Source organism: Aureivirga marina (assembly GCF_015767265.1).
Classification (GTDB): Bacteria; Bacteroidota; Bacteroidia; order Flavobacteriales; family Flavobacteriaceae; genus Aureivirga; species Aureivirga marina.
The window spans coordinates 537,092-553,797 of sequence record NZ_JADPIB010000001.1; the positions used below are offsets into that span (position 1 = coordinate 537,092).

The window sequence follows — 16,706 nt, forward strand, 5'->3', positions numbered from 1 at the left end:
TCCTTTTTACTTCATTTTCTTCTTATCTTTTAAAACCATTTCCTCTTCCAATATCTTTACAATCTCTTTGTTATCACCACGAATTGCATCATTTAAAGGTGTATTTCCCCAACGATCTTTTAAGTCATGTTTTACTCCTTTATCCAATAAATATTTCACAATTTCTACTTGATTTTCTGAAGCTGCTAAATGTAAAGCAGTTCTTCCATCATAATCTGAACTATTTAAAGACATTCCTTCTGCTTCCAAACGTTGTAATTCATTTAAATCACCATATCCAGCAGCATAAATCAGATTAATTAATTTATTCACTTTAGATTCATGTTTTCTTTTTCTTGGATCTTTCTTAGAAGTTTGCTCCATTAAAGAATCATACATATGAAAATTAAACTTATCAATTAACTTCTTACAAAACTCTACACCACGAACACTATTTCCCATTTTATCCAAACGAGGCGACCAAATACTAATTCCCATTACATTTGGAATCACAACTAAAAGCGAACCTGAAACTCCAGATTTTGCAGGAACTCCAACACGGAAAGCAAACTCTCCCGAAAAATCATACATTCCACAAGAAGACATTAAAGACATACAATGACGAACAGTATTTTCGTTAAAAATTGCTTCTCCAGTTAAAGGATTTATTCCAGAATTAGCAAAAGTTGCTGCTGCAATTGATAAATTTTCCGTGCATGATTCAATAGAACAACATTGAAAATAAAATTCTAAAGTTTCTGTAATATCCGTTTTTGGCATAAATGCTTTATTTTCTCGCATAAAATAAGCCAAGGCAAAGTTTCTATCTGCTGTTTGTCTTTCTGATAAATACACAGAATTATTAAAATGTACGTTTCTTCCACCACATAAATGCTTCCAAATACTAGAAATATGCTCAAATCGATCTGCAATTGCACTATTTCTTTTAATTAAGGAACAAGCCATAATTGCTCCTGCATTAATCATCGGATTATGCGGTAAACCCTTATGATTTAAGGAAAGCTCATTAAAAGAACGTCCACTTGGCTCACGTCCAATATGTCTGTGAACTGTTTCTTCACCAAGTTCTTCCATTGCAATACAATAGTTTATAGGCTTACAAGTAGATTGTACACAAAAATTATCTTTGGAATCACCAATCGAAAATCGTTGCCCATCAACTGTACAAATAGAAAGCGCAAAATGTTCAGGATTTACACGTGCTAACTGAGGAATATAATCTGCAATTTCTCCTTTTTTATTTACTTCTACTTCGTGATAAATTTTTATTATTTCTTTACAAAAATCTTTAAAATCAGGAATGATTAAATCTCTATAAAGTGCTCTTCTTACTAAATTATCTTGTTTTCCTAGCTTTAAAAACAATTTTTTGTCAATACCTTTTTCGGTAACAGAATTTTCTAAGGTTGTTCGAAATTCATTCAGACGAATATCGTCTTCCAAAATTCCCATATTTTCCAATTTTCTCCAAATGGTTTCAGGATTTACATATCCTTTTTCATTTTTATCCAACTGCTTAAATAGAGAATCTGCTGCTTTTTCTTCAAAAGAACTTAAGTTCTCAATTTTCTTACTTCTCGATTTTTCCATGAAATTGGGGTTTATTCAAATTCTTATCTTAAAATTAATTGTTATTATAAAAATAAATTTTTAACATTTATCCAATTAACATCTATTTAACAAGCATTTTTAATAATAAAACCTAAAATTCTTCTTATTAAATTATATTTTCAAAATAAAAAGACAAAATACAATTTTACTCCAAATTGAAAAAAAAACGACATTGCTCTCTTTAGTTTGATGATTTATTTATTTTTGTAACTATTAAAATTTTGAAAAAATATTATGAACAAATATGATGTGGCTGTAATTGGTTCTGGTCCTGGTGGCTATGTTGCAGCAATTAGATGTGCACAATTAGGCTTAAAAACAGCAATTATTGAAAAATATTCTACTTTAGGAGGAACTTGTTTAAATGTTGGATGCATTCCATCAAAAGCATTATTAGATTCTTCTCACCATTATCACGATGCAGTGCATCATTTCGAAAAACACGGAATTGGTGTTGACGGTTTAAAAGTAGATTTAGGACAAATGATTTCTCGTAAAGATGAAGTAGTTTCTCAAACTACAGAAGGAATCAATTTCTTAATGAGTAAAAACAATATTGATGTTTACCAAGGAATTGGAAGTTTTAAAGACGCTACAAATATCAATATTACAAAAGAGGACGGAAACGTAGAAACAATTGAAGCTGCAAAAACAATTATTGCAACAGGTTCAAAACCATCTACACTTCCATTTATCACTTTAGATAAAAAAAGAGTAATTACTTCAACTGAAGCTTTAAAATTAAAAGAAATTCCTAAACACATGATTATTATTGGTGGTGGAGTTATCGGTTTAGAGCTTGGTTCTGTTTATAAAAGATTAGGAGCTGAAGTTTCTGTAGTTGAGTTTATGCCAACAATTATTCCTACAATGGATAAAATGTTAGCTAAAGAATTACAAAAATCATTAAAGAAACAAGGAATGAAGTTCTACACTTCTCACAAAGTGACTTCTGTTACAAACAATGGTGATGAAGTTGTGGTAACTGCTGATGATAAAAAAGGAAAATCAGTAGAATTTAAAGGAGATTATGTTTTAGTTTCTGTTGGAAGAAGACCTTTTACTGATGGATTAGGTTTAGACAATGTTGGAATTAACGTAAATGAAAGAGGTCAAATTGAAACAAACGATCATTTACAAACTAATGTTTCTAATATTTTTGCAATTGGTGATGTTGTTAAAGGAGCAATGTTAGCACACAAAGCAGAAGAAGAAGGAACGATGGTTGCTGAATTTATTGCAGGACAAAAACCACACATTAATTATAATTTAATTCCTGGGGTTGTTTATACTTGGCCAGAAGTTGCTGCTGTTGGAAAAACAGAAGAGCAATTAAAAGAAGAAGGAGTTGCTTACAAATCTGGAAGTTTCCCAATGAGAGCTTTAGGTAGAGCAAGAGCTAGTATGGATATTGAAGGACAAGTAAAAGTTTTAGCTGATAAAGAAACAGATGAAATTTTAGGAGTTCATATGATTGGAGCAAGAGCTGCAGATATGATTGCTGAAGCTGTTGTTGCAATGGAATTCAGAGCATCTGCTGAAGATGTTTCAAGAATGTCACATGCACATCCAACGTTTACAGAAGCGATAAAAGAAGCTTGTTTAGCTGCTACAGATAATAGACCAATTCATAGCTAAAAAAGCGTTTAAAATACATCAAAAAAACGTTCTAAATTTTAAACTTTTTAGAGCGTTTTTTTATGCCTTTTTTTGACTGATTTTTCACTTATTTTCACTTCCTAATTTCCTACAAAATCTATAGGATTTTCATGATTTTCAATTTTAGAAACATGATATAGGTCATAAAAAGACAAAATAATCCTTAATTCCTATTTTTCGGAGTGAATAAAGGAAATAAAAAGAATTTTAACATATTTTTAATTTTAAAATCTACTTTTTGTTAAAATATCATTTTTTACACATTAAAATTAAAAACAATTTCCTTGTTTTAATTCAGTCTAAATTTAAATATTGTTTTTTAGAATTTTCACAAGACTTTCTTCGGACAAAAATGAGTAATTTAACTACATAATTATTGAAATTATCACGAAAAAAAATGGATTTTTTCAACTCAAAAAAAGGTCCATTTCACAAACTGATTTTGATGATTTTTTAAACCCATAAAATATCAATATCATGCCCATTAAAAGTTATATCGCTTACCCTGCCGAAGGGAAGAGACAAGAGCTAATAAATACCTTAAAAAAATTCGAGGAATGTGAAGTAATTCCTTCTGAAAATCATGATATCGTAATTGTGATTACAGAAACCAACTCCAAAGAAGAAGAAAAAGTATTCGAAGCAAGACTGAAAGAAGTAAATAGTTTAATGATGCTATCAATGGTAGCAGGTTTTGATACAAATTAATAAAACGAAAAACTATGTATAAACAAACAGAAGATCGTAGATCATTTCTTAAGAAAATGGCAATTCTTTCCGCTGTTACAACAGCTACAGCAATGTTCCCTGGAATATTATTCGCTGAAGAGCAAACAAAAAGCTTACCTGCTGGAGATTTGGAATGGAAAAAAGCTCCTTGTAGATTTTGTGGTGTAGGTTGTGGTGTGAAAGTAGGAATTGAGAATGGAAAAGCAGTTGCTGTTAAAGGAGACCCGAATTCTACAGTAAATAAAGGATTATGTTGTGTGAAAGGTTATCACGCAGTTATTTCAATGTATGGAAAAGACCGTTTAACTAAACCTTTAGTTAAAAAGAATGGAAAATATGTTGAAACAAGCATGAAAGAAGCACTTGATTTAGTAGCTTCTAAATTAAAAGAAACTCGTGACCAATATGGAAAAGATAGTGTTTCTATTTACGGTTCAGGTCAATGGACTATTCCTGATGGATATGTAGCTTCAAAACTTTTCAAAGGATGTTTAAGTACTAATAATGTGGAAGCAAATGCCAGACTTTGTATGGCGGGAGCAGTAACAGGTTTTGTAACTTCTTTTGGAATGGATGAGCCAATGGGTTGTTATGAAGATATTGATCATGCAGATGTTTTCGTTTTATGGGGAAATAACATGGCAGAAATGCACCCAGTTCTTTTCTCAAGAATGCTAGATCAAAAATATAAGAGAAATGCAGTTATTATTGATTTTGCTACAAGAACTACTCGAACAAGTGTAGCTGCGAATAAATCCATTTTATTCCAACCACAAACAGATTTAGCTGTTGCAAATGCAATTTGCCATGAAATATTAAGAAATGGTTGGGAAAACAAAGATTTTATTGAGCAAAACTGTAATTTAAATAAAGGTCTTACTAATATCGGTTATGGATTAGAAGATAAATTTAAATTTAAAGACAAACCAGAACCAATTTCTTTTGAAGATTATAGAAAGTTCTTAGAAGATTATTCTCCTGAAAAAGTAGAAAAATACTCTGGAGTTTCTGCGAAAGATATTAAATATATGGCATCTCTTTATGGAGATCCAAATAAGAAAGTAACTTCTTTTTGGTGTATGGGAATGAACCAACATACTCGTGCAACTTGGATTAACAATTTAGTTTATAACATTCACTTATTAACTGGAAAAATTTCAACTCCAGGTAACAGTCCTTTCTCATTAACTGGACAACCAAGTGCTTGTGGAACTGTAAGAGAAGTTGGAACATTAACTCACAAACTTCCAAAAGGAGTTGTGATGAATAAGAAAAGTCGTGAGTTTGCAGCTAAAATTTGGGGAGTTCCAGAATCGAATATTCCACCAAAGCCAACTTATGATACTGTTGAAATGTTCCGTGCATTAGATAGAGGTGATATTCGTTTTATGTGGATTCAAGTTACCAATCCAATGGTATCGCTTCCGCATGCAAACAGATATACAGAAGGAGCTAAAAAAGAAGGACGTTTTGTTGTAGTTTCTGATATCTACCCTACTCCAACTACAGACGTTGCAGATGTAATTTTACCATCAGCAATGTGGGTTGAAAGAGAAGGATTATTTGGAAATTCAGAAAGAAGAACGCAATACTGGAAAAAAATGGTCGAACCGCCTGGAGAATGTATGAGTGATACTTGGCAGATTATTGAAGTTGCTCGTCGTCTTGGATTCAATGAGCAATTCCCATACAAAGAAGAAACTCATGTTGCGGAGATTTACAATGAATATCGTCAATTCCACGATAACAAAAAACATAATATGGCTCCACTTGAAGTTCTTGAAAAAGAAGCAGGAATGCAATGGCCTTATGTAGATGGAAAACCAACAAAATGGAGATATAATTCTAAATACGATCCAGCTTGTACAAAAGAAGGATTTGATTTCTATGGAAAACCAGAGGGAAAAGCTATTATTTGGCAAAGACCTTATGAAGCTCCAGCAGAAGTTCCTACGAAAGAATATCCTTTCTGGTTAAATACAGGACGTGTGTTAGAGCATTGGCATACAGGTTCTATGACAAGAAGAATTCCAGTTTTACACAGAGCAATGCCACATGCATATGTAGAGATAAACCCTGTAGATGCAAAAAGACTTGGAATTACAGACGGAGATATGGTTTTATTAACATCAAAAAGAGGACAATTAAAAATGCCTGCTTTAATTAATGGAAGAGGTTTACCTCCAGTTGGGCAAGTATTTACACCTTTCTTCGATGAGAATATGTTAGTAAATAAATTGACATTAGATTCTTATGATCCTATTTCAAGAGAACCAGATTATAAGAAATGTGCAGTTAGAGTAGAAAAGGCATAACCTTAAAAAATAACGTACTATGAAACGGTTATTCATTTTATTATTTTTTGCCTTACTAATTATTGCTGCTGCAATGATTGTCGCAAATAGTTTACGGGCTACCAATGAGGATGCATATACGCCAATCATCGAACCAGTCGATGATGAATACACTATATTACCAAAAGAGCAAGGTGTATTTGAAAGAGCAAAATATGCAACAGATTATGAAAATCTTCCTTATGATATTCCGGGAGAAAGAGATTTAAGTGATTATTATAAAACACAAGCTTATCATGGAGCACCACCTTATGTTCCACATCCAGTTTCTGATGATAGAAATATTGGTGATGGTCAGTGTTTACAATGTCACCAAAACGGAGGATTTGTAGTTATTTATGATGCTTATGCACCAGTTACTCCACATCCAGAAAAAGTAAATTGTCGTCAATGTCACGTAACTAAAGAGACAAATTCTTTATTTAAAGCTTCGAATTATGAAAGATTAGAAGCTCCATCAATTGGAAATAAAGCATTAGTTTCTAGTCCACCAGTGATACCTCATCAATTACAATTACATGAAAATTGTTTGGCTTGTCATGCTGGACCTTCAGCACCAAAAGAAATTCGTGTAACACACCCTGAAAGAGTAAATTGTCGTCAATGTCATGTTGTTAATAATTTAGAAGTTGTTCCTGTTCCAGATTTTACAAGAAAGTCTGAGTAAAAAAATACAGATTATGCAAAGATTTTTATACATAATAATAATTCTGACAACACTGTTTTCTTGTAAAACAGAAGATCCAGAAAAAGAATATGGGAGCTTACATAAAAGAATTGAACATAAGAGCGAACATTATAAGCCTTTCTATGTACAAAATAATTCTGAGATAGAATATGATACAGTACAAGTTGCACTTGATACGGTTGCAGCACATCATTTTGGAATTCCGAAAAGAACTTCCATGGTTGATTCTTATCCTTGTAATAAGTGTCATGCTGTTTCTATTGATGAATTAAAAAGCAAAGGAGGAAATTTTGTTACTCCTAAAGATAAAGCACATGAAGGAGTTACTGCAAAAGATTGTAAATCTTGTCATGAATATTTAAAAAAATCTCATTGGAATATTTCTTTAAATCATGCGGATGATAATGCGATGAATTGCGCTACATGTCATAACCAAGATGAAATGAATAATTTATCTAGTTTAACTAATAAAAATATCAATTTCAACAATAGTTACCAAATTTGTAGCCAATGTCATAGTACACAATTTAATGAATGGAAAAATGGAGCACATGGAAAACAATTAACTGGATGGGGAGAACCTAAAGTTAGACAAACATGTGTAGGATGTCATAATCCACATGATCCTGCAATTAAACATCGCTGGCCATCACGTTTGAATACACAGATGATTGAACAAAGAGATTTAGAATAACTTCAAAAAGTGAATGAAATGGGTAATAATATAAAAAAATGGTTTTCTATCGGTTCTAAAAGAGTGGTAAATGAATCATGTGATTCAGATAAACCTTGCTCTTGTAAATCAGAAAAAACAAATGATGGATTTGATCAGGTTTTAAATGCTCAAACAGACAGAAGAAATGCCATTCAAAAACTTACTGCTGGTTTACTTATTGGAGCTGGAGCAGTTTCTTCCTCTTGTAGTGTTTCCAAAAGTGATGAAGCCAAAGAACAATCTGATCTTGATTGGGAAGAGTACTTTAAGGGAAATTACAAATTAATGACAGATGAAGAAAAGCAAAACACAGTAGATAGACTTACACGTTCTTATGAATTAAGAACAGGTAAAAAAATTAATATGTCTGCTGCTGGACCAATTGATGATGTTCTTTATGGTTATGCTTTTAATATCTCGAAATGTCAAGGTTATATGGATTGTATCAATGCATGTGTGGAAGAAAATAACCAAGATAGAGAATCTCAAATGCAATACATTCGAATTCATGAAATAGAAAAAGGAAGTGGTATTGAATTTAAAAATGGTGATGATACTTATTATCATGAAGTTCCTGCTGCAAATCATTTCTATATCGGAACACAATGTTTCCATTGTGATAACCCTCCTTGTGTAGAAGTTTGTCCTGTACAAGCTACTTGGAAAGAAAAAGATGGAATTGTTGTAATCGATTACGATTGGTGTATTGGTTGTAGATATTGTATGGCTGCATGTCCTTATGATGGAAGAAGATTTAACTGGAAAACTCCTGAAGTTCCAGAAGAAGAAGTAAACAAAAACCAACATTATCTTGGAAATAGACTTCGTAAACAAGGTGTTATGGAAAAATGTACTTTCTGTATTCAAAGATCAAGAAACGGAAAGAATCCTGCTTGTGTAGAAGCTTGTCCAACTGGAGCTAGAGTTTTCGGTAACTTATTAGATCCAAATAGTGATATTCGTTGGATTATTGAGAATAAAAAAGTATTTCGTTTAAAAGAAGAATTAGGAACAGAACCTAAGTTCTGGTATTACATGGATTAAAAACAAGAACTATGGGAGTATTTACAAATTTAGTAAAAGACAGTTGTAAATCAATTGTACAAGGAAACAAAGCTTATCATGTTTGGATGGGAGTTTTAACTTTCATCATGCTAGTTGGAGCGTTTTGCTATGGTTTACAAATTTCTGAAGGATTACAAGTTACAGGTATGACTGACAGAGTAAGTTGGGGATTATATATTTCAAACTTTACGTTCTTAGTTGGAGTTGCTGCGGCAGCTGTAATGTTAGTTTTACCAACTTATATTTTAAACGATGTCGATTTTAAACAAGCTGTATTAATTGGAGAAGGAATGGCAGTTGCTGCACTTATTATGTGTTTGGCTTTTGTTGTTGTAGATATGGGAGGACCTGCTAGATTATGGCATATCATTCCTTTTATCGGTGTATTTAACTTTCCTAATTCAATGCTTGCTTGGGATGTTGTAGTATTAAATGGATATTTAATTATTAATATTACAATTCCACTTTATATCTTAATTATGCGTTATCAAGGAAAAACACCAAATCCAAAAGTGTATATTCCTGGAGTTATTCTTTCTGTTTTTTGGGCAGTTGGAATTCATATGGTAACAGCATTCTTATATCAAGGACTTCCTGCTAGACCATTCTGGAATACAGGTTTACTTGGACCTAGATTCTTAGCTTCAGCATTTACAGCTGGACCTGCTTTAATTATTATTGCATTAGCAATTATTAGAAAGTTTACAGCCTTTAAAATTGAAGATAAAACTTTAAGGAAATTAGGTTTAGTGATTACAGTTGCTGCACAAATCAACTTAATTATGTTATTATCTGAATTCTTTAAAGAATTCTATTTCCCAACACACCATAGTGAAAGTGCACACTACTTATTCTTTGGTATTGACGGAAAAGATGCTTTAGTTCCTTGGATGCGAATTTCTATTATCATCAATGTTTTTGCAACAATAAGTCTTCTATTTCATAAACTGCGAAACAATCTTAACTTCTTATATTTTGTGAGTGGATTATTATTTATCGCAATTTGGATTGAAAAAGGTTTTGGATTAATCATTCCTGGATTTATTCCTGGACCTTGGGGAGCAATTGTTGAATACACACCAACAAATGTAGAAATTGGAGTTACTGTAGGAATTTGGGCTTTAGGAGCGTTTATTTTCACAATTTTAGCTAGAACTGGAGTTCAGATAGAATTAGGTAAAATCAAGTATAAAAAAGCGTAAAAATCATATACTTTACATATATATTGTTTTCTTTTAAAGAAAAAAACCTCAAGAGTCGAATTCTTGAGGTTTTTTTATATAAATTATTCCAATTTAATTAACCTATTTTTAAATCTTAAAAATCAAGAAATTTGAAAAAATTAGACGAAAAACTGTTTGAGCAATAGCGAGTTTTTTGAGTCTTTTTTAAATTTTATAGATTTTAGATTAAAAAAATATAAGTCTTGATTTTTTTGATTCTTTTTTTATCAAGAAAAAAATGAATAAGCTAAAATATTGAAATTCAATCCTTCTTTTTTAAATAACTTTATAATGTCATATAAACAAAAGTACCATAAATCAGAAGTAAAATAATTCCCTCTTTTTTTCCTAATTCCATTTTCTTTGGAATGAAAATTAATGGAATTAAAACAGCTGCTACACCTAACATCCAATAAATATCACTACTTAATAATCGTTGATCTTGTGCTACAACTGGTTGTACAATTGAAGTTATTCCAAGAACAGCAAGAATATTAAAAATATTAGATCCAATTAAATTTCCTAAAGAAATAGATTTTTCTTTCTTTAAAGCTGCAATAACAGACGCTGCAAGCTCAGGAATACTTGTTCCTATAGAAACAACTGTAACACCAATTACACGCTCTGTAACACCTAAATCTGTTGCTAAACCAGTTGCTCCATTAATCAATAATTCTGAACCTCCCCAAAGTCCTACTCCACCAACAACTAAAAACATTAAACTTTTTGGTAAAGATAAAATCTCATCGTCGTCAGATAAATCATCTTCGACAGCTTTTTTCTGATATTTTAAAAGATATAAAAGAAAAGCAATTAAAAGAACTACAAATAAAATTCCTTCCCAACGCAGTAATTGTCCGTCAAATTTGATAAAACCAAATAATAACAAAGAAGCAACCATCATAAATAGCCAATCTGTTTTATAAAAATCTTTCGCAACCGTAATTTTCGTCAGAAGAACTGTAACTCCTAAAACCAAAGCAAGATTTGCAATATTAGATCCTATAACATTTCCCAAAGCTAAATCTGCGTGTCCTTCTAAAGCTGATTTAATACTAACAATTAATTCTGGTGCAGAAGTAGCAAAAGAAACGACTGTCATACCGATTACAATTTTTGGAATCTTCAATCTGTAAGAAAAATCTACAGCTGATTTCAATAAGAAATCACCTCCAAAAACTAATAAAACTAATCCTATGACTATATATAAAAAATCTAACATCTATACTTTTTTTGTGCAAATATAACAGAATAAATTCCAGTTCTATACATATTTTTAACTGTATTTTATAATTAAATCTTTGAATTCTAATAACTAATTATTCAAAGTTTTCATATATTTAAGCATGAATAAAACTTTTTTTAAAATAATTGCAAAAGCAAATAAATTGTTGCTTCCTTCCTATTCAAAAAAACAATTGGATTTAAGTAAAGCCTCTAAAATACAATTAATGATAGTCGCTTGGCGTTATTTTATTACGAAAAACTCTCTTTAAATTCGAAATACTATGATAGATCATTCAAAATATATAAAAGTTTACACAGGTTCTTTAGTTTTGGTTACACATCTTAAAACTTTATTATCCGAGATAGGAATTTCTGCTTTAGTGAAAAACGATTTTCAATCTGGTTTAATGGCTGGCTTCAGCACAGGAACTCCTGATGTTGTTGAAATTTACATTTTAGATGAAGATTTAGACAAAGCAAAACCTGTTATTGATGATTTTTTAAAAAGTGTAAACGATTGAATAACTGCATGATAAAAATTACACCTAAAAAAAGTTTATTTTTTTTCACAAAAACATTTGGTAGTAATCAAAAAGCTTGTATATTTGCAACCGCAAAAACAAAGCAATTGGCCTCGTAGCATAACTGAATAGTGCACTTGATTACGGCTCAAGAGGTTGCAGGTTTGAATCCTGCCGAGGTCACAAAAAAAAGCTCAACTTAAAAGTTGAGCTTTTTTTATTTCTAGATATTACTTTATCAATTTTATATTCCTTTTTTAAAATTCACTTCATTTCTGAAATTAATTTCAGATTTAAACTTCAAAAAAGAATGAATTTTGCACTTTTCCTTTCTTTAAAATAGAATTAGTATTTTACAGATGTAATCCCAAAGAATTATGTTTAGATTTATCTTATTTTGCCTTGCTATTTTTATAATTGATTTTTATGGCTATCAATTTATAAAATCCTCCTTTGATACTATTTGGAGTAAAATTTTATACATTTTATTAAGTTTTTCAATCCTTGGCGCAACCTTTTACATTTATTCTTTTGGGAGACAATCTGTTTCTATAAAAACTTCAAATTTAATTACTGGAATTTTTGTTTTAGTTTACTTGACAAAACTAACTTTTGCTTTCGTATTTTTTATGGATGATATTTTCCGAATATTGAAAGCAACTTTTAATTTTTTCAACCAAAAAAACAATTCTTTTCATCTTCCTGAACGAAGAAAATTTGTAAAACAATTTGCTTTAGGATTGGCAGCAATTCCATTTACTTCTCTTTTATATGGAATGATTCGTGGGAAATATAATTTTAAAGTGTTACAATACACTCTTTATTTTGAGGATTTACCAAAAGCTTTTGATGGTTATCAACTTACGCAAATCAGCGATATTCATAGTGGAAGTTTTGATGATAAAAAGAAAATTGAATATGCTATTGATTTAATAAATAAACAACATTCTGATGTAATTTTATTCACTGGGGACATGGTGAATTTAACAGCTTCTGAAATGGAGCCTTGGAAAACTACTTTCGGAAAACTTCAAGCGAAAGATGGAATTTTTTCTGTTCTTGGAAATCACGATTATGGAGATTACGCAAATTGGAATTCAAAAGAAGATAAAATCAAAAATTTTGAGCAATTAAAAAAGATTCAAAAAGAAATGGGTTTTCAACTTTTATTAAATGAAAATCATTTTATTGAAAAAAATAAAGAGAAAATTGCTTTAATTGGCGTAGAAAATTGGGGACATGGATTTATTAAAAAAGGAAATTTAAAAAAAGCTTCTGAAAATGTACAGCAAGATGATTTTAAAATAGTTTTAAGTCACGATCCAACACATTGGCAAGATAAAATTGTTCCAGACGAAAATCATTACCATTTGACTTTAAGTGGACATACACATGGAATGCAAATGGGAATTGAAATTCCTGGTTTTATCAAATGGAGCCCGATAAAATGGCGTTATAAATATTGGGCTGGAATTTATAAAGAGCAAAATCAATATTTAAATGTAAATAGAGGTTTTGGATTTTTAGCGTATCCTGGAAGAGTTGGAGTTTGGCCTGAAATTACAGTAATTACTTTGAAAAAAGGAAGTAAAGAAAGCTAAAATTCTTTATTTTTAGGTTTTAAAAAATTCTTCTATTAAATTCCAAAAATGACAAAAAACGAAATTATCAATTCTGCACTTTCTCTATTTATTTTAGAAGGAATTAAAAATACTTCTATGGACGAAATTGCACAAAAAAATAATATTTCTAAAAAGACCATTTATAAGTATTTCAGTAGCAAAAATGATTTAGTTGAAAACGTTTTAAATTTTGCTGTTTTACAAATTGAAAATGGGATTTTTAAAATTCAAAAAGAAGCAAAAAATGCGGTAGATGAATTTCGAATTTATAATTTTTCCATTGAAGAACATTTTAGTGAAATAATTCCAGATTTTTTTAATGATATCGATTTAATTTGTACCGATTTAAAAGTTCATTATGCAGAAAAAATCTGTGAAATTATTCAGCTTTTTCTACGAAAAAATATTGAAAGAGGAATTGAAGAAAATATGTATTTTAAAGATTGTAATTTGGAACTAATCGTGAATTCTTATGTCAATATTTATCGATTAGTTCTTATAGAAAAATTCAACAAAACTACTGAGACGATTAATTCCATTTTATTTTTAAATGAACTATTAAATCATTCAATAAACAACAATCAAGATATAACAAATAAGAATTTATTACTTCCAATTTTTCAAAAATAAAATTCTAAATTAAATCGTAATTTTACAATCTAATTTTTCGAAAATGAAAAAGGAATGTTGTAATATAAATGAGATTGTTCAACACTTTTACGATTATTTAAAAGCTTTTATTTTAAAGAAAGTAAATGATAAAGAACTTGCGGAAGATTTAGTTCAAGAAGTGATGTTGAAACTTGTTGAATCACATCAAAAAGAAATTGAAATTACGAATGTAAAAGCTTGGCTTTTTAAAGTTACTAGAAATACTATTTATGATTATTTTAAAAGTCATAAATTAGAAATTGATTTAGAAGAAAACATCAATTTATTTAAAGATTTACAAGATTCTGAGTCGAAAATCTTAACAACAGATTATATCATTCCAATGATAGGTTTACTTCCTGAAAAATTTTCTGTTCCTTTAAAAATGAGTGATATTGAAAATATTCCCCAAAAAAAAATTGCGAAAAAATTAAACTTAGGACTTTCAGCTACAAAAATGCGCATTAAAAGAGCTCGTGTAGAATTACATGGATTATTCATTGAATGTTGTGAAATTTCTTATGATAAAAATGGTTCTTTTGTAGGTTGTACCATCAGAAATTCCTGTGATTCTCTTCATAAAATCACTAACAAATTGAATAGAAAATAAATTAAAATCATTTTTTTCAAAAAAAATGTGACTTTTACTTCTTGATTACAGACTTCATAAGAAAGTTTAATTTAAAAACATCAATTATGAGTACTGAAATCAAAATTTTACATGCTTCTTGTTGTTCAAAAACAACAAAAATTAAAAATCAATTAGAGAAAATTGCAAAAGAAAATCAGTTAGAAATTTCTATCAAAGAACTTTCGGATTTAAAAGATATAATGGTTTTTGGCACAATGACGTTCCCTTCTTTAGTAATAAATGATAAAGTTTATGACTATAAATTATATGAATCGGATGCAAAATTAATTTCACTTTTAAAATAATCTGCCATGAAACAATTAACAAACTTTCTCTCAGGAATTGCAGATTATCTTGTTTATGATTTACTTCAAATTACACAAAATAGTCTTTTAGGAAATGCTTTACATTATTTCTTTATTGGATTTACAGAAATCGTGATTTTAGTGATTTTAGTGACATATCTGATGGGAATAATTACAAGTTATTTGCCAATGGATAAAATTCGATTTTATCTAGAAAAACATAAAAAATCAGGTTTAGGAAATATTTTAGCTTCACTTCTCGGAGCAATTACACCATTTTGTTCTTGTTCATCAATTCCACTTTTTGTTGGAATGATGCAGGCAAGAATTCCACTTGGAATTGCACTTTCATTTTTAATCACTTCTCCTCTAGTTAACGAAATTGCAATAGCAATTTTCTGGGTAACTTATGGTTGGAAGGTAACTTTAATTTATATTCTAACTGGAATTACTTTAGGTGTTTTAGGAGGAATTATTTTAGAAAGATTGGGAATGGCTGCTTATGTTGCAAAATGGATTAAAAATTTGGAGCAAAATCAGACGGAGTTATCTGAAGATAAAAGAAGTTTATTAAAACGACTTCCCGAGATTAATGCAGAAGCAAAAAAAACGCTGAAAAAACTGATTCCATATATTTTTATTGGATTAGCAATTGGTTCTTTTGTTCATGGTTATGTTCCACAAACATTTTTTGAAACTTATATTTCAAAATCAAATCCGTTTGCTGTTCCAATTGCCGTAATCACAGCGATTCCACTTTATATTGATGCTGTAGGAATTTTACCAATTATTGATTCTTTAGTGAGTAAAGGTGTTCCGCTCGGTACTGCAATTGCTTTTATGATGGCTTCTATCGGATTATCGCTTCCTGAAGCTCTTTTACTTAAAAAAGTAATGGAAAAAAAATTGATTTTCGCATTTTTTTCAACCATCGGAATTGGAATGATTTTATCTGGTTTCTTCTTTAATTTCATTTTTTAAAACCAGCAATATGAAATCATTTTTAACCTCAATAAGTGCTGTTTTTACAGCACTTTTATCATGTACATGTTGTGTGGCTCCTTTTTTAAGTATCGCAGGATTTTTAGGTGTAAGCACTTCTCAATTAATTTGGCTTTCAGACATTAAAAACTATCTTATTTTCATTAGTTTGATTGCTATTAGTTATAATTTATATCGTGCTTATTCCCCAAAAGAAAAAGAAAATTGTTGTGATTTAAATCAGCAAGAAATTATTACAAAATTGAACAAAAAAGAATCAAAATTTGTTCAAATTCTTCAATCAAAAACATTTTTATGGTTGATTGCACTTCTTACATTATTCATTTTACTATTACCATTTATCCATTTTTAAAATCAATTTTATGAAATTTCAAAATATTTTATTTTTAATATTAATTAGCCTTTCTGTTTCTTGTCAAACTTCAGAAACAACTAAAAAAAAACAAACAAAAGTCGAAAAAACTGAAAATCAGATTATTCAGAAAACTTATACTTTAAAAAACTTCAATAAATCATGCTGTATTGGAATTGTTGCGTATTCTTTGAAAAAAGTAGATGGCTTTAAAAAGTCGGAAGCAAATACTAAAAAACAGCAAATAACCGTTTGGTATGAAAAGCAAAGATGTAATGAGACGGAAATTAAAAATGCTATTAACAAAACTCCTTATAAAATAGTTAATTAGCAATTTCCTTAAAAGTAGCA

The 16,706-nt window shown here is 29.9% G+C and carries 17 protein-coding genes and 1 tRNA gene; 16 read left to right on the plus strand and 2 right to left on the minus strand.

Annotation, left to right across the window (positions count from 1 at the left end; all coding sequences use genetic code 11):
- Positions 1-6 precede the first annotated feature (6 nt).
- A complete protein-coding gene (gene glsA / locus I1A51_RS02435; protein ID WP_196890802.1) occupies positions 7-1,590 on the minus strand; it encodes a glutaminase A in 1,584 nt (527 codons plus the stop codon).
- Between the two features lie 255 nt (positions 1,591-1,845).
- Between glsA and lpdA the strand changes: the two genes are divergently transcribed.
- From lpdA to dsrP, 7 genes are all read left to right on the plus strand, one after another.
- Positions 1,846-3,249 carry a dihydrolipoyl dehydrogenase gene (gene lpdA / locus I1A51_RS02440; protein ID WP_196890804.1) on the plus strand — a complete coding sequence of 468 codons (1,404 nt, stop codon included), beginning with the start codon at positions 1,846-1,848 and terminating at the stop codon, positions 3,247-3,249.
- A gap of 498 nt (positions 3,250-3,747) precedes the next feature.
- Complete coding sequence (locus tag I1A51_RS02445; protein WP_196890806.1) at positions 3,748-3,978, plus strand: hypothetical protein; 231 nt, start codon at positions 3,748-3,750, stop codon at positions 3,976-3,978.
- Positions 3,979-3,992: 14 nt separating this feature from the next.
- Positions 3,993-6,314, plus strand: coding sequence for a molybdopterin-dependent oxidoreductase (locus tag I1A51_RS02450; protein WP_196890808.1), 2,322 nt, complete (start codon positions 3,993-3,995; stop codon positions 6,312-6,314).
- 19 nt (positions 6,315-6,333) lie between these two features.
- Entirely contained in the window at positions 6,334-7,020 is a 687-nt protein-coding gene (locus I1A51_RS02455; protein ID WP_196890810.1) for a cytochrome C, read from the plus strand.
- Between the two features lie 13 nt (positions 7,021-7,033).
- Positions 7,034-7,735 (plus strand): cytochrome c3 family protein, encoded by a 702-nt coding sequence (locus I1A51_RS02460; protein WP_196890811.1) that lies wholly within the window; start codon positions 7,034-7,036, stop codon positions 7,733-7,735.
- A gap of 18 nt (positions 7,736-7,753) precedes the next feature.
- Entirely contained in the window at positions 7,754-8,800 is a 1,047-nt protein-coding gene (locus tag I1A51_RS02465; protein WP_196890813.1) for a 4Fe-4S dicluster domain-containing protein, read from the plus strand.
- A gap of 11 nt (positions 8,801-8,811) precedes the next feature.
- A complete protein-coding gene (gene dsrP / locus I1A51_RS02470; RefSeq protein WP_196890815.1) occupies positions 8,812-10,023 on the plus strand; it encodes a sulfate reduction electron transfer complex DsrMKJOP subunit DsrP in 1,212 nt (403 codons plus the stop codon).
- 307 nt (positions 10,024-10,330) lie between these two features.
- Here the strand turns inward: dsrP and I1A51_RS02475 are convergent, their stop codons facing one another.
- A complete protein-coding gene (locus I1A51_RS02475; RefSeq protein ID WP_196890822.1) occupies positions 10,331-11,266 on the minus strand; it encodes a calcium/sodium antiporter in 936 nt (311 codons plus the stop codon).
- Positions 11,267-11,552: 286 nt separating this feature from the next.
- Between I1A51_RS02475 and I1A51_RS02480 the strand changes: the two genes are divergently transcribed.
- The 9 genes from I1A51_RS02480 (at position 11,553) to I1A51_RS02520 (ending at position 16,686) form a co-directional block, all read left to right on the plus strand.
- Positions 11,553-11,792 carry a putative signal transducing protein gene (locus I1A51_RS02480; RefSeq protein ID WP_196890824.1) on the plus strand — a complete coding sequence of 80 codons (240 nt, stop codon included), beginning with the start codon at positions 11,553-11,555 and terminating at the stop codon, positions 11,790-11,792.
- A gap of 109 nt (positions 11,793-11,901) precedes the next feature.
- Positions 11,902-11,975, plus strand: a tRNA-Arg gene (locus I1A51_RS02485).
- Positions 11,976-12,169: 194 nt separating this feature from the next.
- The gene (locus tag I1A51_RS02490) at positions 12,170-13,393 is read left to right on the plus strand and encodes a metallophosphoesterase (RefSeq protein ID WP_196890826.1); all 1,224 of its coding nucleotides are present in this window, start codon (positions 12,170-12,172) and stop codon (positions 13,391-13,393) included.
- A gap of 48 nt (positions 13,394-13,441) precedes the next feature.
- A complete protein-coding gene (locus I1A51_RS02495) occupies positions 13,442-14,044 on the plus strand; it encodes a TetR/AcrR family transcriptional regulator (RefSeq protein ID WP_196890828.1) in 603 nt (200 codons plus the stop codon).
- Between the two features lie 43 nt (positions 14,045-14,087).
- Positions 14,088-14,675, plus strand: a complete 588-nt coding sequence (locus tag I1A51_RS02500; RefSeq protein WP_196890830.1) for a sigma-70 family RNA polymerase sigma factor — start codon at positions 14,088-14,090, stop codon at positions 14,673-14,675.
- 86 nt (positions 14,676-14,761) lie between these two features.
- Positions 14,762-15,001 carry a thioredoxin family protein gene (locus I1A51_RS02505; RefSeq protein WP_196890831.1) on the plus strand — a complete coding sequence of 80 codons (240 nt, stop codon included), beginning with the start codon at positions 14,762-14,764 and terminating at the stop codon, positions 14,999-15,001.
- A gap of 6 nt (positions 15,002-15,007) precedes the next feature.
- On the plus strand, positions 15,008-15,982 hold the full coding sequence (locus I1A51_RS02510) for a permease (protein WP_196890833.1): 975 nt from the start codon (positions 15,008-15,010) through the stop codon (positions 15,980-15,982).
- A 10-nt stretch (positions 15,983-15,992) separates the two neighbouring features.
- Positions 15,993-16,355, plus strand: a complete 363-nt coding sequence (locus I1A51_RS02515; RefSeq protein WP_196890835.1) for a hypothetical protein — start codon at positions 15,993-15,995, stop codon at positions 16,353-16,355.
- A 10-nt stretch (positions 16,356-16,365) separates the two neighbouring features.
- Positions 16,366-16,686 carry a heavy-metal-associated domain-containing protein gene (locus tag I1A51_RS02520; RefSeq protein ID WP_196890836.1) on the plus strand — a complete coding sequence of 107 codons (321 nt, stop codon included), beginning with the start codon at positions 16,366-16,368 and terminating at the stop codon, positions 16,684-16,686.
- Positions 16,687-16,706: the final 20 nt, after the last annotated feature.